The following is an 18,126-nucleotide window of genomic DNA, read 5'->3' on the forward strand; positions in this document are numbered from 1 at the left end:
TGTCGGTTACTGGTTTTTTCAGCTTTTAATTTGAGTGACGAGGTACAAAATGAATATTCAAATTAAACTTTATAGTTTAGCCATTTCTTTATTGAGCTTTGATGGGTTTTCAAGCGAATCAATTCATACTAATTTTTCGTTATCTTCGGGTTTAGAGTACGATAGCCAATTAAGTGTTATTGAACTTGATCAACTCACTGAACAATCAGACACTGCGGTAAAATTTAAAGGTAAAGCTAATTTAAATTGGCAGGCTAGTCCAAGCGTACAAGTAAAAGCAGGTTATGCGTATTCGACCAAGCAGTATCAAAAATACGATGAGTTTGATTTAACCATTAATCAAATATCGGCGGATGTGAGTAAAAACTTATCTCATTTTAAATTGGGTACTCAGTATTTTTTGGCCGATGCCGATTTAGCAGATAAATCATTTTTGAAGCTACAGCAAGCCAGTTTGTATGGCAGTAAGCTTATTAATAATCGTTATTTTTTCCGCTTAGCGACTCACTTTAAACACAAATCATTCGCTCTGGTTAGTCAGCGAGATGCCAATGCTATAGGTGCCTCGGCTGATGGTTTTATCTTTTTTAATCAAGCTAAAAGTTTTGTTTCGTTGAGTTTATCTACAGACAGCCAGTCAGCTAATGATAAGACATTCGATTATGATGAGTTTCGTTTGCAAAACCAATACTCTCATCAGTATCAAGTTTGGGGGTTAACTCAAAAAATACAGCTAGCATTAAGTTACTTGGAACGAGATTACCAACATGTCACACCCAGCATAGCGCAAAAACGTTTCGATATTCGTCAATCAGCACACTTATTATGGCAACTGAATTTAAACTCAATTTTTAGTTTACATACTAAACTTGAATATGCAGATTATCAGTCTAATATCGCCAGCGCTGATTACACCGAGCAATTAGCATCGGTGAGCCTAAGGCAGGCTTTTAAATATTAAAAGCGCTTATTTAGCTTTAGATTAGTTGCTCTATATTTATTGGGGTAGGGCAATTAAAGTTAAAAAAATGATTTGGTAGGGTTAATGGATAACAAGCCATGACCAAACACAGAATCTTGACCTGGTTTGCCTAAATCTTGAGCGAGTGAAATCAGGTGGGCTAAATAATTTGGATGTTTGTGTTTTTCACAGGCGACAAATGCGCTTACGACAGGAGCAGCCATTGAGGTGCCAGTTTGTAAGCCAAAACCATTTAATGTTTCGTCTATTGTTACCGTTTTAACCGCCACCCCTAATGCCGCAAAATCGATATAACTTCCTTGGTTTGCCCAGCGATAAATTTGCTGGTTGGCATCGACTGCGGTTGCGCTAATTACGCCTGAGTAAGCTGCTGGATACATAGCTTCAGCCGTTGGGCCTTGATTACCTGCGGCGGCTACAATTGCCACTTCTTTTTTTAACACCTGTGAGATGGCCTGTGCTAACACTTGGTTATCTGGGCCAGCTAAACTCATATTGATAACACTGACTTGTTGTGACAATAACCAATTAATTCCTTTGATTAAATTAAGCACGGTTGCGCCTTGAGCATAAGTGCTTTGTGCATGAAACACACCAGCAGAATAAAGCTGCGCATTAGGTAATAAAGCAGGCACTTTTTTAGCTGAGCTAATGAATAGGGCTGCGACCGCACTACCATGTTCTTTAGGCTGTGGGATATTCGTTGTAAGAAAAAGTTGTTGTTTTATTTTACTTTTTTTAAAGGCTAGGTGGTTTAATTCGATAGCTGTATCTAACATGCCTACTCTAACCGGCGCTGGACAAATAGAAGCTTTTGAATCGGTTGGTTTTAAATGCTCAGTTGCAGGTGGCGGACTTTGTTTTTGCGCATTATAAATATGGTTTCTATCCAATTTATTAAGCAAACTAGTCGGTAGTATTTTTTTCAGCGCAAGGTAGCTATCAAGCGAGCTATCTACTTTAAAACGTACCAGAGTGGTATTAAGTTGGCTAAAATAGGTTTGCTCAATAATGTTAAGCTTAACCGATTGGCTAAGCTGCTTTAATGCAGCAAGCTCAACGGTATTGAGCATAACGAGCCACTCTTGTTTGACCGCACGCCAACCATTTTCAACGTTTACTTCAATAAACTGAGTTTCACCTTTTTTATTTTTAATATTAAGCTGAGCAGGTAATTTTTTGAGTCTATTAGATAGTGTTTTTAAGTGTTGAGATTCTATTTTTTGTTCAAGCGTATTTATTTTTGTAGGTAAGTCAGCGTCTTGAATCGGTTTAATAACAGGTAGATCAGGCGATATAATTTCAGCGTCAAGCGATTGTTCAATCGAGCCTAATGTATCTAGTTGGCTATCAATTAAATCAGCATAGCTAACATGGCTTAACAGTATATTGGCGAGTAACGCCAAACGCGTTAGTTTAATTAAATTCATAATGCTCTTTAACAGTTATTGGTTATACCATAGTATAAAGAACGTTTAAGCAGGGGAATTTATTCCGTAAAAAATTTTAAAAACATTGGAATAAATCAAAATTTAAACCGTTAACTTAATAATGATGACGCTTATTTACGAGAAACTATAATGAAAAAAGACCTAATCCGGTTAATCCCTATGATTCGACGATTTGCTTTTTCGTTGACAGGTAATCAGCATGATGCGGATGACTTATTGCAAAATACGGTAGAGCGATTGTTAGATAAAGGTGTGCCGGATGATGTAATGTTAGAAAAGTGGATGTTTAAAGTCTGCCGTAATATTTGGATAGATGAATACCGCGCACGAAAAGTCAGGCAAAACGCTGTGTTTTCAGAGGTACTAACCGAATACCAGATAGTGGACGGCGAAGCCGAACAAACCAGTCAAATTAGTTTAAATGAATTAAATCAGGCAATGGATATTTTGCCTGATGAGCAAAGGTCGATTATTTCATTAGTCGCATTGCAAGGTTTTTCTTATAAAGATGTGGCTGAAACTTTAGCGATTCCTGTTGGTACTGTTATGAGTCGGCTAGCACGAGCAAGAGTGAGTTTACACAAGTTAATTCGCCATGATCAAAGCAAAGGAGAATTGGCATGAGTACCCCTTTAAAACCGAATACTGAAATAACGGATGAACAATTAAGTGCTTTTTTAGATGCCGAGTTAGATGATGCTCAGATGGAGCAAATTCGAGAGTGTATCGCAACGGATGATAGTTTAGTTAGCCGAGTTGAAGAGCTCGCTTTAGCTGATAAATTAATTATTGAGCATTATGCTAAAATTAATCAGCGGCCTTTGCCTGAAACCTTACAGCAGATGTTAGCGGCATTACCTGATGATTCGCAAGATACATCATCAAGTAATGATAAAGTGGTTAAATTATCGGCTTGGCAGTCGTTTAAACGCTCGTCAAAATCACAGTTAGCTATGGCTGCGAGTGTGGCTTTACTGGCTGGTATGAGCTTATCTCAACTTTATATGACCAAGCCCGTGGAATCACAATCACCATTTACAATGGCAAATTGGTCGCAAATTAATAATGTTCTAAATGTTGAACCCAGTAACAAAGTCATTAATTTAGCTGGTAATCAGCTACAGGCCAAACTAAGCTTTAAAAACAAACAAGGCCAATATTGTCGGCAATTTGAAATTTCAAACCAAACGCAAGTTCAAAACAATATAGCTTGTAAAATGAATAGCCAATGGCAACTGACCGCTAGCTTTTATCAGGCTCAAAATTTGCAGGCAGAATATCAAACGGCCTCTGCAAATGGCGTATTAAAACAAGCTATTGATAATATGGCTCAAGGTTCGTTTTTAAATCGGCAGGCAGAGCAACAAGCCATTAAAAACGATTGGTCCACATCAGAAAAATATTAATTAAAAAGGAAAAGCGATGAAGACTATTATATTTAAACCATTTTTAATGGTGACCTTAACTTTAATCGGGCTGATTGGGTGCGCCTCTGGCCCTAAGTACAAACCAGCTGAAAACTCAGGTTATGGCTACACAGATAGTAAAATTACCTCAGACAGATACAGAGTGGGTTTTAAAACCAGAGGAGATGATAAATTAATGGTGATGGATTTTGCTTTATTACGCGCGGCTGAGTTAACAAAACAACAAGGTTATGAATGGTTTGTGGTGAATTCAAGAGAAACTCTGATTGACCAAAAGTCAGTGGGCCCTCGTTCGAGTGTCGGTGTGAGCACAGGTCGTGATATTTATCGGTCTTGTGGTGTTTTAGGTTGTAGTACTCATTCAAGACCGAGCAGTAGTGTTGGTATTGGGCTTAATTTTGGCGATGAGAGCAAAGTAATTGAAAGCATTATTGAAATTAAGATGGGCAAAGGCACTGAACCTGAAACGGCTGACAGTTACCCTGCAGGCGAATTAATGACCAATATTAAAGCCAATTATAAAATCGATTAAAAGTACTATTAATAATGTAGCTGTCTACACATTTCAACTTTTCATTTTAAAATACTTTGGCGTGGGTGGGGTAAGTAACGCTAGATGCCCCATCTAGCGTCAATCAATAGTTACTCTGCGTTCTACTCAATACTGCACTCAATACTTTAACTACGTTCCTCCCAACTTTCTTTAATTATATAATGCCTGACTTATGTAGGTAATTTTGTAGGTAAGGTAAATTGCAACAAGTATTAGTAAATTCTAACCATATGTTCTAATATTCAGCAATTTTCAGTTAGCTTAAATTTTTAATCTATTTAATTTTTAATGAATGATCTATCAAATTACTAGGGAAGGTTTTGCAAATGAGTAAATTCTTTAAGTCGCTATTTATTGTATTTGTTTTATTACAAGCAATTAATTTGGCTCAAGCCGCTTCAGTTAAATCTGCCTATGAGAACCATCAGAGCGATGTGCAGGTTAAAGGCAGTGGCACTGTTATTCGGATACTGAAAGATGACAATCAAGGCTCGCGTCATCAAAAATTTATTCTAAAGATGTTATCCGGGCAAACCATTCTGATTGCACATAATATCGACCTGGCGGGGAGAATAGATTCAATAGCTAAAGGGGATAGTGTTGAATTTTATGGCGAATATGAATGGAATCAAAAAGGAGGGGTCGTTCATTGGACTCATCATGATCCAGCAGGTCGTCATGTTGGCGGGTGGTTAAAGCATAACGGTAAAATGTATCAATAATTTTATAATAAAAGTATAAAATTAAGCAGCCAGATTAATTTGTAACTAACTCACATTACTACCTAACTTAAATTCGATTTAATGAATATGTTTCAAAGGGTCTTTTTTACGGGGCTGCGTTAAATTCCTTTGCATAAACCCCATAGCTGAGGAAGGTCGAGTGATAAGCTTAAATAATTCAATTAGCTAGGATACACCTTAACCCGAGTTGAGGTTACCGGTAATACACCCTAAAAATAACTGACGTCAAAAGTATAATTTTCTCGTAACATAAACGCAGGAGATTCTGCATGAAAACATCAAAATTTAGCGACAGCCAAATCCTGGCAATTTTAAAACAAGCGGAAGCCGGTGCGCCGGTTCCGGAGCTATGCCGCGAGCATGGCATGAGTTCGGCTACCTTTTATAAATGGCGCGCCAAGTTTGGCGGCATGGATGCGTCCATGATGGCCCGATTAAAAGAGCTGGAAACCGAAAATGCACGGCTTAAAAAGATGTATGCCGAGGAGCGACTAAAGGCTGAAATCCTCAAAGAGGCCATCGAAAAAAAGTGGTAAAGCCGTCGCGCCGACGGGAGTTGGCGCAAAAGGCGGTGCAAAACCATTCCATTGCCATCAAGTTAGCGTGTTCCTTGTTTGGGATTAGCGAAACCTGTTATCGCTATCAGGCCAAACTGAGTGACGAGAACGCGCTAGTTGCTGACTGGCTGCTTTGGCTAACGACAACTCACCGCAGTTGGGGCTTTGGTATGTGTTTTTACTTTTTACGTAATGTGAAACGTTTTGGCTGGAACCATAAGCGGGTGTTGAGGATTTATCGGGAGCTGGAGCTTAATCTGCGCATAAAGCCTAAGAAGCGCTTAAAACGGGATAAACCTGAAGCACTTGCTGTGCCTGAGTCGATAAACCAGTGTTGGTCTATGGATTTTATGCATGACCAGCTTGTTGATGGCCGCAGCTTCAGGCTACTCAATATCATTGACGATTTTAATCGTGAGGGTCTGGCGATTGAAGTAGACTTCTCGCTGCCAGCTGAACGTGTTGTCCGCACTCTCAATCAAGTTATTGAATGGCGTGGAAAGCCCAGGCAAATCCGCAGTGACAATGGCCCGGAATATATCAGTGCGTTATTGGCTGAGTGGGCTGAAAAACATGATGTTGAACTAAAATTTATCCAACCAGGCAACCCACAGCAAAATGCTTATGTGGAGCGGTATAACCGCACCGTTCGCTACGAATGGCTGAACCAGTATTTATTCAGCAGTATTGCCGAAGTGCAAGATCATGCGACAGAATGGCTATGGTTTTACAACAATGAACGACCAAACAAGGCAATTGGTGGCATACCACCGAAATACAAACAGGCTTTAATAACGCAACCTTCTACTTTTAGCGTCAATTAAAAATGGGTGTATTACCTACCCACATTTAAGAACCGCATAAAAAAAGCCTTTGATGTTAAATCAAAGGCTTTTTGCTTATGTAAATTTAAAAATGGCTTGTCTAACGAATACAGTTAAATTAACAATCTGTATCTTCAGCGTTAGCGCCTTCTTTCGCATCTTCGCATAAGTCTTCTGCTTTGTTGCCTGCATCTTCAAATGCTTCATCCATCTTTTCGCCTGTTTTTTCAGCAGGTCCTTGTTCACAAGCTACTACACCTGTTACAGCAAACATTACAAATAAAACTTGCATTACGATTGATTTAATTTTCATACCTTAACTCCTTGTGTTGGATAAATAATATTAACAAACTAAAACTTTGGTATAGTAAGTTATAGTTTAGAAGACTTACCTCGTAAAGCACGAGATATGAGCGAAATGCCCAATAAAACAATAAAAATAAAAAATATAATTTTAGCTATGCCTGCCGCTGCGCCAGCAATACCGGAAAAACCTAATACAGCAGCAATTAAAGCAATTATTAAAAAAGTTACACTCCAACTTAACATACATACCTCCGTTTAACTAACGTCTGTTTATTACAACTTGTAACTCAGATACCGCTTATCCCATCTGGTTATGTTGTCGTTTGTGTTTACTTAGTCTCTTTCTCTAAAGCTAATATCGTGCCAATATGCTGATTTGTTGTTAAGTTATTGATTTTAAGGTTTGTTTTTTATTTTTATTTTTAAGGGGGAGGTTTTTACATTTATTAATCAGACCCGCTACTTGCAATAATTACAGTGAAAAAGTAATTATTTCACTGCGCTATGCGTTTGAGTTAATACTTGGTGCAATTTGACAGATAGATTACAATATCAAGCTATTTAATTTCTGATTTAGGTCATACCATGTTGCATGTTGTACTTCATCAACCCGATATTCCGCAAAATACCGGTAATATTATTCGCTTGTGTGCTAATAGCGGGTTTAAATTGCATTTAATTGAGCCGCTGGGATTTGAATGGGATGACAAACGCGTAAAACGTGCAGGTTTGGATTATCATGAGTTCGCAGACGTTAAACGCTACCCCAATTTTCAAGCCTGTATTGATGAAATAAAACCTAAAAATATATATGCCTGTACAACGCATGGAACTCGATACCACTCTGAGGTGTCATACCAAGCGGGTGACATGCTTTTATTTGGCTCTGAAACTAAAGGATTACCAGTTGAAATTCGCGAAGGTATGATTGCTGCACAAAACCGAGTTTTGCTACCTATGATGCCTGATAGCCGGAGTTTAAATTTATCAAATTCAGTGGCTATTTTTGTGTATGAAGCTTGGCGACAACTCAGTTTTGAACAAGCAAAACCCGCACCTGGTTATGTAAAATAGTGATAAGAAATGGAGTAATATTGTTCGAGTGATAATATTATTCGGGCTATATAAGGAAATCGAATTGAAAAAAATACTAATTAACTCATTTTTGCCTGCTTGTCTATTGGGCTTATTCTCTTTGCCCGCAGTCGCAGTTGATGATACGGCTGAGTCCTCTATTCTATCGAAAAATAATTACACATATCAAACTTCTCAAAACGCTTGGTTTAATAAGCCTGCGAAATTAGATTGGGTAATCGCCTTGTCAGCTCAACAAACTGATAGCGACACCTTTTATGATTTAAATATCGCTATTCCTTTATTTGAAGGCTTTAATCAAGTTAATGATTTAAATTTGTTATTTATAAACAGGCTTGTTTTTGGTCGCTTAGATTATGATTATCGTAGCTACGATTATAATGGTAGTGATTATTTTGCTTATGAAAATGCGGTTAGAATGAATGTACCTATCAATAAAAATTGGCATTTATTTATTGAAGGTGGGGTAGATACAGGGCGGCTGTTATTTGGTCAGGTACTCGATATTAATACTGACGACTCGCGCCGTTATGAGGATTATCAACTTGATTACAGCGGCACTTTAGGAATGGGGTATAGCCATGCTCAGTGGGGGATTAATTTCGTTGTCCGTCATCGAAAAATCCATTTTGATCGCCCTTATAGTAAAACTTTATATGGCTTAGAGTTTGTTTATGGTTTTTAAATAAACATTAAGGGCAAAAATGCTTTTGCCCTTTTATCTTTGCCTTTTAAAGCTACAGTTTATATTAAAATTTAACTCTCTCACTTCTTGCGTGAGGCAATAAATTTAATACGACAATTAAGCCCTAGTCTTGTTTCGTCCAGTTGTCGGAATCAGCAAAATCATTGTTAAATGTAATGTTGCTCAAATCAACTCGATAATCTTCTAACGTTGTAAACCCAGCAAACATTGTATAGTTTCCAGCTCTATTACATCCTGTTAGTGTTAAATTTGATTTAAATACACTCCGGTTGGAATCTGGCTGAGTTAAACGACCTTCCCATTGGCAACCTGATTGATCTGATCCTGTAATATCACCTTGAGTATTTATTGCAAAACTACTAATCCCGTCTTCTGCAACCCAGTTGCCTGCTAAGGTCGTAAAAGGCGCTTCTAAGTAAGTGAGACCTGAGTATAAAGTTGAGTTGGAAACAGATCGCCCTGCGGCTTCTTTTTTCGTCACTAAATTATACTCATAAGTGTGTAGCTCCACTGTTTCAGAGTAGTCTTCAACGCCATTAAGTTCGGTGCTGTGGGCTAATCCTATAGAACTGATATTTTGTTTAAAGCTACCATCCGCATTATATAAACGTCCTTCAGCATTTAGGCGTTTTCGATCGCCTGATAAATTATAAATTAAAAATGAATGGCCTTTGTGAACTATGGCTAATGTTTTATCTATTAAAATAGCTGCCCCATCGGTTTGTTCATCTTCTGTTATTATTCTATCTGGGGTGTAGCCTCTTACCGATAGATACACTCCAGAAACTGGCATACCGTCTTGAATGCCAAAGGGGATACCATTGTCGTTAGCAGCATCGTTACCATCCGAGCTACCTCCACCACATGAAGCCATTAACGCACATGCAATGAAAGCAGGTACTAATTTATTATCCATTAATTTTATTCCAATTTATGATTACTTTTTGAAACAAAGCAAATTTTAAACCGTTTTGATAATACGCTTAGCATTCAAAGGCATATAGAATAAAGGTAAATGGAATAAACTTTAGGTGTAAAGTAAATTGACATATCTATTCTAAGTATCAGATTTTAGGACGGTAATTTAGAGCCAGGTACCCCAAAAGATTGGTTAAAGAGTACAAATACAAGTGAATTCGGATGCATCTTTAATATGAAATGTTAGTTGATTTATTTTTGATTATTCTTATTCTGCAGCTAAGTTGTCTCACGTGAAAAACAACGCCTATGGAGGTTTAAATTTTCAATGTGAAAGTCATAGGACCATCATTGATTAGGCTAACTTTCATGTCAGCTTGAAACTTGCCGGTTTGTACTGATAAACCTTGAGTTTCAATTTGACTGGCAAAGTCTAGGTATAATTGATTGGCAAGTTCTGGTGATGCTGCATCGGAAAAACTTGGACGCATGCCTTTTTTAGTGTCAGCGGCTAACGTAAACTGCGATACCACTAATACTTCGCCACCTGTATCGTTTACACTGAGGTTGGTTTTACCTTGCTCATCTTCAAATACTCTATATCCGGCGACGCGCTCGGCTAAGCGTTTCGCTTTTTTTTCATCATCTGTTTTTTCGACGCCTACAAAAACAAGTAATCCGTGATTAATATTGGCAATGATTTGTCCGTCTACCATGACACTGGCTTGGGAAACTCTTTGTAATAAAGCAATCATGTTTCTAGTTTTTCCTGTTCTTTAAAGTACTTCATAAAATCGTCAGAGGCCTGACAGCAAGCTTTGGCAATGGCTATTTCGCCTAGGGAATGTCCTGCTTCAGGTACAATTAATAATTGGCTACTTTGCCAAGCCTGATTAAGTTGCCAAGCTTGACTTAAATCACAAACCGCATCATATCGGCCATGAATTAAGGTTGCTGGAATAGATTCTAGCTTATCGATGTTATTTAATATTTGGTTTTCGGCAATAAAGCATTGATTTTTAAAGTAATGGCATTCTAATAGCGCCATAGCCATTGCATGATGCGTTTGAGTGGCTTGCTCAGTTGCTTCGTGGCTAAAATGTAATTTTGCAATTTGGCTTTCCCAAGCACACCAAGCTTTAGCGGCTGTTAATTGTTTAATTTGATTGCTGCTAGTAAGTTGAGCTAAATATTCATCTATGATTTGTTCGCTAGACTGTGCTGAATTAGATAAAAACTTTTTAAATTCATGATAGTAATCAGGGAATAATCGCGCGGCTCCTTGGGGTTCATATAGCCAAGCTAAATCTTGTTTGCGAGCTAAAAAAATACCTCTTAATAGCATGGCGCTAACATGTTGTGGGTATTGTTGAGCGTATAGTAAAGCCAGCGTTGTTCCCCAACTTCCGCCAGCTAATAAAAATTTATCAAGCTGGCAATGTTGGCGGATAAGCTCTATATCTTCAATTAAATGCTCGCTGGTATTATGGTTAAGTGATAAAAAAGGCTTAGATTGACCACAGCCGCGCTGATCAAAAATAATAATACGGTAATATTCAGGATCAAAGAGCCGCCTAAATTGGTTACTACTTGCACCTCCCGGACCGCCATGACAGTAAATAACTGGATAGCCATTTTGATTGCCAGACTCTTCTAAATAAATCTGATGCCCGTCAGTAGTCGGTAACCAAATTTGTCTATTTGCTTTAATTTCCGGGTAGATGAACATAACCATTAACCTTTCGCGTTGGATTTATTGAGTATAGATCCTGGTTTATTCTTTTTATTAAAATCATCTAATACACAGGTAAATTCTGCGCCAAATAATACAATCAGCCAGTTAAAATAAACCCATAAAAAGAAGATCGGAATGGCCGCTAATGAACCATAGATAACCTGATACGTCGGGAACAAGCTAATATATAAACTGAATAAATATTTAGATAATTCAAACAATAAGCTGGTAATAATAGCACCAATAATGGCAACGTTACTTGAGGGAGAACGAATTGGCACAACTCGATATAACAATAAAAAATATAAAAATGAAAACATTATTGGTAAAGCGGCATTTAGCCAATTAGTTGGCAACCAACTGGCAACTTGCTCTATCCATTCAAGTGCCATAAAAGCGCTGGTAGCAGCTACACTAATACCGATAAGTATAGGGCCTAAAATAATAACTAATAAATAAATTAATAAATCTTTCCAAAAGGGTTTAGTTTTGTCGGTGACAAAAATACGGTTGAGCTCTTTATCTATATTTTTGAGTAGCATAATCGCGATAACAACTAGTGCTGCTAAGCTTATGCCTGTCATTTTGCCTATATTATCCATAAATTTAACCAAATGATTTTGCACCTCGGCTCCAGTATTTGGCACAAATTGATTAAATAAAAAGTTTTCAATCAGATGTTTTGCATCTTCAAATATATCAAGTGCGCTAAAAACACCTAATACAACTGTGATAAAGGGAACAAAACTCAGCAAGGTTACAAAAGCTAAATGTCCGGCAATAACGGTGAGTTCGTCTTTTTGGCATTTTTGGGTAACTTGAACAACAAATGCCCAAATTGATTTAATTGTGTCTGTGAGTCTAGTTGAAAATTCCATCTTAAATTCAGTCTTCGTTTTGTCAGTTAATTTTAGTATATCGAAAAGCAGCTACAACAGACTATACTGAAAGAAAAATATAATTAAAGTGGAATTCTATATGTCGTACCCGCATTTATTTAGCCCTTTAAAATTAGCACACTGGCAACTTAGTAACCGAGTTGTGATGGGCTCAATGCATACCAACTTGGAAGAAGCTGATAATGGGTTTACTAAGTTGGCACAATTTTACAAAGAACGAGTTAATGGCGGGGTTGGATTAATTGTCACGGGTGGAATATCTCCCAATAAAGTGGGCGCCCTTGCGCCTAAACAAGCTTTGATGGCAACCGCTGAAGATGCTGATAAACATCGTCAAATTACTGAATCTGTTCATCAAGCCGGTGGGTTAATCTGCATGCAAATATTACATGCAGGACGTTATGGTTTTCATTCAGCTATTGTTGCGCCGAGTGCCATTCAGGCACCAATTAACCCTTTTATACCTCATGAACTAACCTCACAAGAAGTTGATTCTCAAATCGATGATTATGTTAATGCAGCCAAGCTAGCGCAGCAAGCTGGTTATGATGGTGTGGAAATTATGGGATCTGAGGGGTATTTAATTAATCAGTTTTTGGTTAAGCGAACGAATCAACGAAAAGATAAATGGGGTGGTGATTTTAATAATCGTTGCCGGTTTGCACTTGAAATAATTAAACGAATTAGAGTTCAGGTAGGAGAGCAGTTTATCTTAATCTACCGTTTATCTATGCTAGATTTAGTGGAAGATGGTGCAACGTTCGATGAAGTTATTCGTCTTGCGAAACAGGTTGAAGCCTTAGGGGTTGATTTGCTAAATTCTGGCATTGGTTGGCACGAAACCAGAATCCCTACCATTGCGGCTATGGTACCCAGAGCTACCTTTGCGCAAGTTAGTCGGCAAGTTAAACAGCATGTTAATATACCTATTATTACTAGTAATCGAATTAACATGCCAGACACGGCAGAACAAGTACTGGCAAATGGTTGTGCCGATTTAGTTTCAATGGCTCGGCCTTTTTTAGCTGATAGTGAGTGGGTCAATAAAGCAAAAAATCATCAAACTAAATTAATAAATACTTGTATTGCTTGTAATCAAGCCTGTTTAGATCAGGTGTTTGAAGGCAAGTTAGCATCTTGCTTGGTTAACCCTAGAGCTGCACATGAAACAGAACTTAACTTTGAACCAACCAAACAACCAAAAAAAATTGCGGTAGTGGGAGGTGGGGCTGCAGGCATGGCTTTTTCTATTTATGCCGCTCAGCGCGGCCATCAAATTAGTTTATTTGAACAGCAAAGTGAATTAGGGGGGCAACTTAACTTTGCGAAAAAAATACCAGGAAAATCTGAATTTTACGAAATGCTTAGGTATTTTAAAAATAGTTTGGCGCTGCATAATGTAAAAATATTTTTAGATACTTGCGCTAGTTCTGAAAACTTGGCTGATTTTGATGAAGTTGTGTTAGCAACTGGCGTTATACCGCGTGCAATTGCATTGGATGGCGCAAGTTACCCTAAGGTGGTGAGTTATGCCGATATTTTATCTGAAAAAGTTAAACCCGCTAACTCAGTTGCCATTATTGGGGCAGGTGGGATTGGTTTTGATGTTGCAGAATACGTAAGCCAATTTAATACGGCGAACGTAGAGCCGAGGGCCGAAAGCGATATTGCTCAATTTGCACAGCAGTGGGGGATTGACTTGAGTTTATCTAGCCGAGCCGGGTTAAAACGCACTTCAGTGGACAAAAGTGGTCAGCAGGCAAACAAAACTATCTATTTGTTGCAGCGAAAATCAACCAAAGTGGGTGCGGGGCTAGCTAAAACCACGGGTTGGATTCACAAAGCAGAATTGAACCAACAGGGCGTTAAAATGCTAAATGAGGTTGAATACCAAAAAGTAGATGAGCAAGGTTTACATATATTAATTGGCAAAACACCACAGATATTGGCTGTTGATCAGGTTATAGTGTGCGCTGGGCAGGAATCTTTATTAAACTTAAGTGATCAAATTGTTCATCAGCCCGTACATATCATTGGCGGAGCGTATAAAGCGGCGCAACTAGATGCCAAAAGCGCTATTAAACAAGCTGCAATATTAGCCGCTTCTATTTAAAGTGAGCTTATCGTATAGCAAATGTGTAATATCTCACATCTCAAGTTGTTTGGTATTTGCATAAGTTTATTAACTTGGTTAGCTTATAAATAACTTAAATACTAATAGCTTATAATGTAACCTGAATTTAGGATAAGAAGTTAGCTAGAGTATTGAATTTATTGATGTTAAATAAACCTTAATATTTTAGTGCGATATTTTTGGTCACCCAAAGAAAATTTGTGTGTCAATAACAAATAGATTTACCTAAGTAGTAAATAAAAAAGTAGTCAATAAAAAAATAGCGATTAAAAGCAACTTGTTATCCAGAATTTAGGTTAATTACTAAAAGGGTCTTATTCGGTGAAGCCAAATCAATTGCGCAGTGTTAAACCATGTCATTTCTTAGGGTTAATCTTTCCTTTTCTTTTAGCGGCTTGCTCTGGAATGCCAGATCAAGCTCAGTCTGAACCACAGCAGCAACAAAATACTCAGCACAATAAGCCTTCTGAACCTATTAAGGTAACCACCAGTAAAGGCACTGCCGAATTAGAGCCATTAATTGTGAGCTACGAAGAAAAGCAAGACTTTGAAGATCCGTTAGAATGGTTTAATCGGCCTGTCTTTGAATTTAATGATATAGCTTATCGGTATGTATTAGTTCCTGTTAGTAAAGGTTACTTAGATTACACCCCTGATATATTTAGAGACGGTGTGAGCAACTTTTTTAACAATATAGACGAACCCTTAAATGCGATTAATTATGCTATTCAGTTAGAAGGTGGGTTAAGTGGAAAAAGCCTAGCGCGCTTTTTTATTAATAGTACAATCGGTATTTTAGGTTTATTTGATCCGGCAACGAGTTGGTTTGATATTGAATACAAAGATACCAACCTAAATAATACATTAGCGAATTATCAAGTGGGTCATGGCGCATTTTTGGTATTGCCTTTATTAGGGCAGACCGATGTGCGTAATGGTTTTTCAACGTTAACCGAAGGGTTTGCCAGTCCAATTAATTTAGCAACTAGCAATCCGGATAGTTTATACATTCAAGCTTATGCCAAGTTTCACGAAATAGCGCCAACCGCAGTTAATTACCCAGAATTAAGAAATCAAAGTGATGATCATTATACGTTTTTTAGAAACCTGTACTTGCAAAGTGTATTAAGAGATCAAGCTTTTAAATTTCCTGATAAAGAAAAATCTGAAAACGAAAAATCAGTTAAACCAAATAATAAAAATAAAAAAGGTATGAACAATGAATAAATTTGCAGGTTTTATTACTGGTTTTTCAAAGTGGATATTAGCTGCTTTTATTTTGTTAGCCGCGGTACTAGCTTGGTTTAGTCAAAACTTTAAAATTGATGCTTCTGCCGAAACTTTACTGCTTAAAAATAATCGTTTGTATATTGAAACTCAATTAATGAACAAACGATTTTCACCTCAAGAGTTTATTTTGGTTGCCTATGAAGCAAAAGATTCGGCTATATTTTCAGAGCAAACCTTTCAAAATATAGATCAAATGATGGGTAAGTTTAAAGATTTAAAACGAGTAGATTCAGTCACCTCTATTTTGAATGTACCTTTATTATCTTTAATGCCTAAACTCGATCCGGATCTAAATCCTGATGATTTAACTTGGCAGACTCAGCAATACTCAGCTGAAAAAATGAAGTCAGTGTTCACTGACCACCCTTTATATACAGATTTATTAGTTAATCAAAAGCAAAGTGCGACCGCGATTCAGGTGGTATTTAAATCTAACCCTGAACTTGAAAAAATTCAAAATAAAATAGCCGATCTTAAAAAGAAAGTATTAAATGACGAGTTTACCGAGGCCGATCAAAAAAAGGTTGATCAATTAAATAAACAAGCTGAACCTTTAGTTGCTGAACTAAACAAGCAGCGCCAAGATGAAATTTCAAAAATATATCAAATAACCGATACCTATAAAGATCAGGCTAATATTTATTTAGGAGGGCCACATGTTTTAGGGTTTCAGTTAATTCAAATAATTCAAAGCGACTTGGTTTTATTTGGTAGTGCGATTGGTTTAGTTATTTGTTTGTTGTTATGGATATTATTTCGCCAGTGGCAGTGGATTTTTATTCCAATTTTTTGTTGTGCGGTTAGTGTGATTATGACGGTTGGCTTGTTTGGCATGCTGGACATGAAGACCACAGTAATTTCATCTAATTTTATTGCCTTGCAACTGATATTAACCTTAGCCATTGTGATTCATTTAATGGTGGAGTACCGGCAAATTTCTGCTCAACATAACGATTTAAATCATGCTGAGCTTGCTCAAAAAACTTTTTTAGCTAAATTTAAACCTTGTTTTTATGCGGGGTTAACCACGTCAGTTGGCTTTGGTTCGTTAATTTTTAGTGGAATTCAGCCAGTTGTTGCGTTCGGCTGGATGATGATAGTAGCCATGTTAGTCTCTATTACCGTAAGTTTGTTATTATTTCCCAGCTTATTAACCTTATTGAGCCCCGCGCACAAACCGCTGGAAAATCGATTCTCAAAAGCCATTATTCGATTTTTTTCTTATATTGCTGAGCAGTATAAAACCTCAACTTTTATAGTCGCGGCACTGATTATTGTGTTCGGTGCAATAGGAGCTGCGCGATTAGATGTCGAAAATAGTTTTATTAATTACTTTAAATCTTCAACTAAAACCCATCAAGAGTTAAGCTTTATTGATCAAGAGTTTGGTGGCTCTACGCCTTTTGATTTAGTGTATCAATTGCCTGAAAGTGAACAACAAAATGATTTAGCAATCACTGCCCAAGGTTTGCAAAGCATGCAAAAAATTCAGCATGTTTTAGATCAGTATGAGGCAATGGGTAGTACTACCTCAATTGTAAATTTTGCTAAATTGGCAAAACAAATTAATGATGGCTTACCATTAACTGAATACGAACTATCGGTTATCTATAATTTGTTAGATAAATCACTGAAAAAAGAATTGCTAGGTGCTTATTTTGACCCAGATACTCAACAATTAAGAATTAGCAGCCGAGTGCAAGACACAACCCCAGGTTTGAACCGTGCAGAGTTGTTAGAACAAATAAAACAAGATTTGGCTGCGGTGGATATTAAGCAAGATAATTATACCTTAACGAATTTATTTGTATTGTATCAGGATATATTGCAGCGCTTGTTTAAATCTCAAATATTAACTTTGGGCATAGTATACGTTGCACTATTTTTTGTACTTTTATTAATTTTTAAATCTTTTAAAGTGGCTTTGATTGCATTAATTCCTAATGTGATATCTACTTTAGTGGTGCTTGGCACTATGGGCTGGCTAAAAATCCCGTTAGATTTAATGACCATTACTATCTCGGCGATCGCAATGGGGATAGCAGTAGATGATACAATTCATTATGTGCATCGTTATTTATCTGAGTCTGAATCACACGATGCGAACCAAGCCATGCATAATAGCTTTCAAAGTGTTGGCTTTGCTTTGCTATTTACGTCACTCATTATCACCTTAGGTTTTTCACTGCTGAGCTTTTCTGACTTTGTACCTAGTATCTTATTTGGTTTATTAACTGGCTTGGCAATGATGATGGCTCTGATTACTGATTTAACTTTATTGCCTGCAATGTTATCTCGATTTGTAAAAAGTAAATAAGCAGCTTATAACTAATAAGTTGCTTTTATTGTTGAGGTGGGGCGCAATAAACTAACCGCCTCTTAATTCAATTAGCTTAGATAGGATTATGGCACCTATTATGTATTTGGCGTATTAGTTAAATGCCCCAAGCAGTTAAATTTTTATTCATTATTTGGGCTCCTCAGCGCATGCGCATTTTAGTTTATG

Annotated in this window: 18 protein-coding genes; 11 read left to right on the forward strand and 7 right to left on the reverse strand. The window is 37.3% G+C overall.

All coding sequences use genetic code 11. From position 1 onward, the window contains the following. Positions 1-49: 49 nt before the first annotated feature. On the forward strand, positions 50-961 hold the full coding sequence (locus tag OLW01_RS01295) for a hypothetical protein (protein WP_268074833.1): 912 nt from the start codon (positions 50-52) through the stop codon (positions 959-961). Between the two features lie 59 nt (positions 962-1,020). Here the strand turns inward: OLW01_RS01295 and OLW01_RS01300 are convergent, their stop codons facing one another. Continuing rightward, complete coding sequence (locus OLW01_RS01300; RefSeq protein WP_268074834.1) at positions 1,021-2,412, reverse strand: S8 family serine peptidase; 1,392 nt, start codon at positions 2,410-2,412, stop codon at positions 1,021-1,023. Positions 2,413-2,562: 150 nt separating this feature from the next. Here OLW01_RS01300 and OLW01_RS01305 point away from each other — a divergent pair, with 150 nt between their 5' ends. The 5 genes from OLW01_RS01305 to OLW01_RS01325 all read left to right on the forward strand — a co-directional run bounded on the left by OLW01_RS01305 (position 2,563) and on the right by OLW01_RS01325 (position 6,537). Then, positions 2,563-3,057 (forward strand): RNA polymerase sigma factor, encoded by a 495-nt coding sequence (locus tag OLW01_RS01305; RefSeq protein WP_268074835.1) that lies wholly within the window; start codon positions 2,563-2,565, stop codon positions 3,055-3,057. Next, entirely contained in the window at positions 3,054-3,839 is a 786-nt protein-coding gene (locus OLW01_RS01310; protein ID WP_268074836.1) for an anti-sigma factor family protein, read from the forward strand. Before OLW01_RS01305 ends, OLW01_RS01310 begins: the two co-directional genes overlap by 4 nt. A gap of 16 nt (positions 3,840-3,855) precedes the next feature. Next, positions 3,856-4,392 (forward strand): CC0125/CC1285 family lipoprotein, encoded by a 537-nt coding sequence (locus tag OLW01_RS01315; protein ID WP_268074837.1) that lies wholly within the window; start codon positions 3,856-3,858, stop codon positions 4,390-4,392. Positions 4,393-4,739: 347 nt separating this feature from the next. Further along, positions 4,740-5,135: a DUF3465 domain-containing protein gene (locus OLW01_RS01320; RefSeq protein ID WP_268074838.1), complete on the forward strand. Its 396-nt coding sequence runs from the start codon at positions 4,740-4,742 to the stop codon at positions 5,133-5,135. Positions 5,136-5,425: 290 nt separating this feature from the next. After that, positions 5,426-6,537, forward strand: a protein-coding gene (locus OLW01_RS01325; RefSeq protein ID WP_268074538.1) for an IS3 family transposase whose coding sequence is annotated in 2 segments (ribosomal slippage) — positions 5,426-5,687 and positions 5,687-6,537 — 1,113 coding nt in all. Because the reading frame shifts where the segments join, the coding sequence is not laid out codon by codon here. A 118-nt stretch (positions 6,538-6,655) separates the two neighbouring features. On the opposite strand, the gene OLW01_RS01330 is transcribed toward OLW01_RS01325, so the two are convergent. Next, positions 6,656-6,850, reverse strand: coding sequence for a hypothetical protein (locus tag OLW01_RS01330; protein ID WP_268074839.1), 195 nt, complete (start codon positions 6,848-6,850; stop codon positions 6,656-6,658). Positions 6,851-6,909: 59 nt separating this feature from the next. Continuing rightward, positions 6,910-7,086, reverse strand: coding sequence for a DUF1328 family protein (locus tag OLW01_RS01335; protein ID WP_268074840.1), 177 nt, complete (start codon positions 7,084-7,086; stop codon positions 6,910-6,912). A gap of 342 nt (positions 7,087-7,428) precedes the next feature. On the opposite strand from OLW01_RS01335, the gene trmL reads away from it, so the two are divergent. Further along, on the forward strand, positions 7,429-7,917 hold the full coding sequence (trmL, locus tag OLW01_RS01340) for a tRNA (uridine(34)/cytosine(34)/5-carboxymethylaminomethyluridine(34)-2'-O)-methyltransferase TrmL (RefSeq protein ID WP_268074841.1): 489 nt from the start codon (positions 7,429-7,431) through the stop codon (positions 7,915-7,917). 64 nt (positions 7,918-7,981) lie between these two features. Next, complete coding sequence (locus OLW01_RS01345) at positions 7,982-8,623, forward strand: hypothetical protein (RefSeq protein WP_268074842.1); 642 nt, start codon at positions 7,982-7,984, stop codon at positions 8,621-8,623. Between the two features lie 124 nt (positions 8,624-8,747). On the opposite strand, the gene OLW01_RS01350 is transcribed toward OLW01_RS01345, so the two are convergent. From OLW01_RS01350 to OLW01_RS01365, 4 genes are all read right to left on the reverse strand, one after another. Next, positions 8,748-9,560, reverse strand: coding sequence for a hypothetical protein (locus OLW01_RS01350; protein ID WP_268074843.1), 813 nt, complete (start codon positions 9,558-9,560; stop codon positions 8,748-8,750). A gap of 319 nt (positions 9,561-9,879) precedes the next feature. Beyond that, on the reverse strand, positions 9,880-10,317 hold the full coding sequence (gene dtd, locus OLW01_RS01355) for a D-aminoacyl-tRNA deacylase (RefSeq protein WP_268074844.1): 438 nt from the start codon (positions 10,315-10,317) through the stop codon (positions 9,880-9,882). Further along, the gene (gene pip, locus OLW01_RS01360) at positions 10,314-11,291 is read right to left on the reverse strand and encodes a prolyl aminopeptidase (protein ID WP_268074845.1); all 978 of its coding nucleotides are present in this window, start codon (positions 11,289-11,291) and stop codon (positions 10,314-10,316) included. Before pip ends, dtd begins: the two co-directional genes overlap by 4 nt. Positions 11,292-11,296: 5 nt before the next feature. Then, complete coding sequence (locus OLW01_RS01365) at positions 11,297-12,175, reverse strand: YihY family inner membrane protein (RefSeq protein WP_268074846.1); 879 nt, start codon at positions 12,173-12,175, stop codon at positions 11,297-11,299. 100 nt (positions 12,176-12,275) lie between these two features. Between OLW01_RS01365 and OLW01_RS01370 the strand changes: the two genes are divergently transcribed. The 3 genes from OLW01_RS01370 to OLW01_RS01380 all read left to right on the forward strand — a co-directional run bounded on the left by OLW01_RS01370 (position 12,276) and on the right by OLW01_RS01380 (position 17,937). Beyond that, entirely contained in the window at positions 12,276-14,309 is a 2,034-nt protein-coding gene (locus OLW01_RS01370; protein ID WP_268074847.1) for an oxidoreductase, read from the forward strand. A gap of 426 nt (positions 14,310-14,735) precedes the next feature. Further along, a complete protein-coding gene (locus OLW01_RS01375) occupies positions 14,736-15,557 on the forward strand; it encodes an MlaA family lipoprotein (protein WP_268074848.1) in 822 nt (273 codons plus the stop codon). Beyond that, entirely contained in the window at positions 15,550-17,937 is a 2,388-nt protein-coding gene (locus tag OLW01_RS01380) for an efflux RND transporter permease subunit (protein WP_268074849.1), read from the forward strand. Before OLW01_RS01375 ends, OLW01_RS01380 begins: the two co-directional genes overlap by 8 nt. Positions 17,938-18,126: the final 189 nt, after the last annotated feature.

The organism is Catenovulum adriaticum (assembly GCF_026725475.1).
Classification (GTDB): Bacteria; Pseudomonadota; Gammaproteobacteria; order Enterobacterales; family Alteromonadaceae; genus Catenovulum; species Catenovulum adriaticum.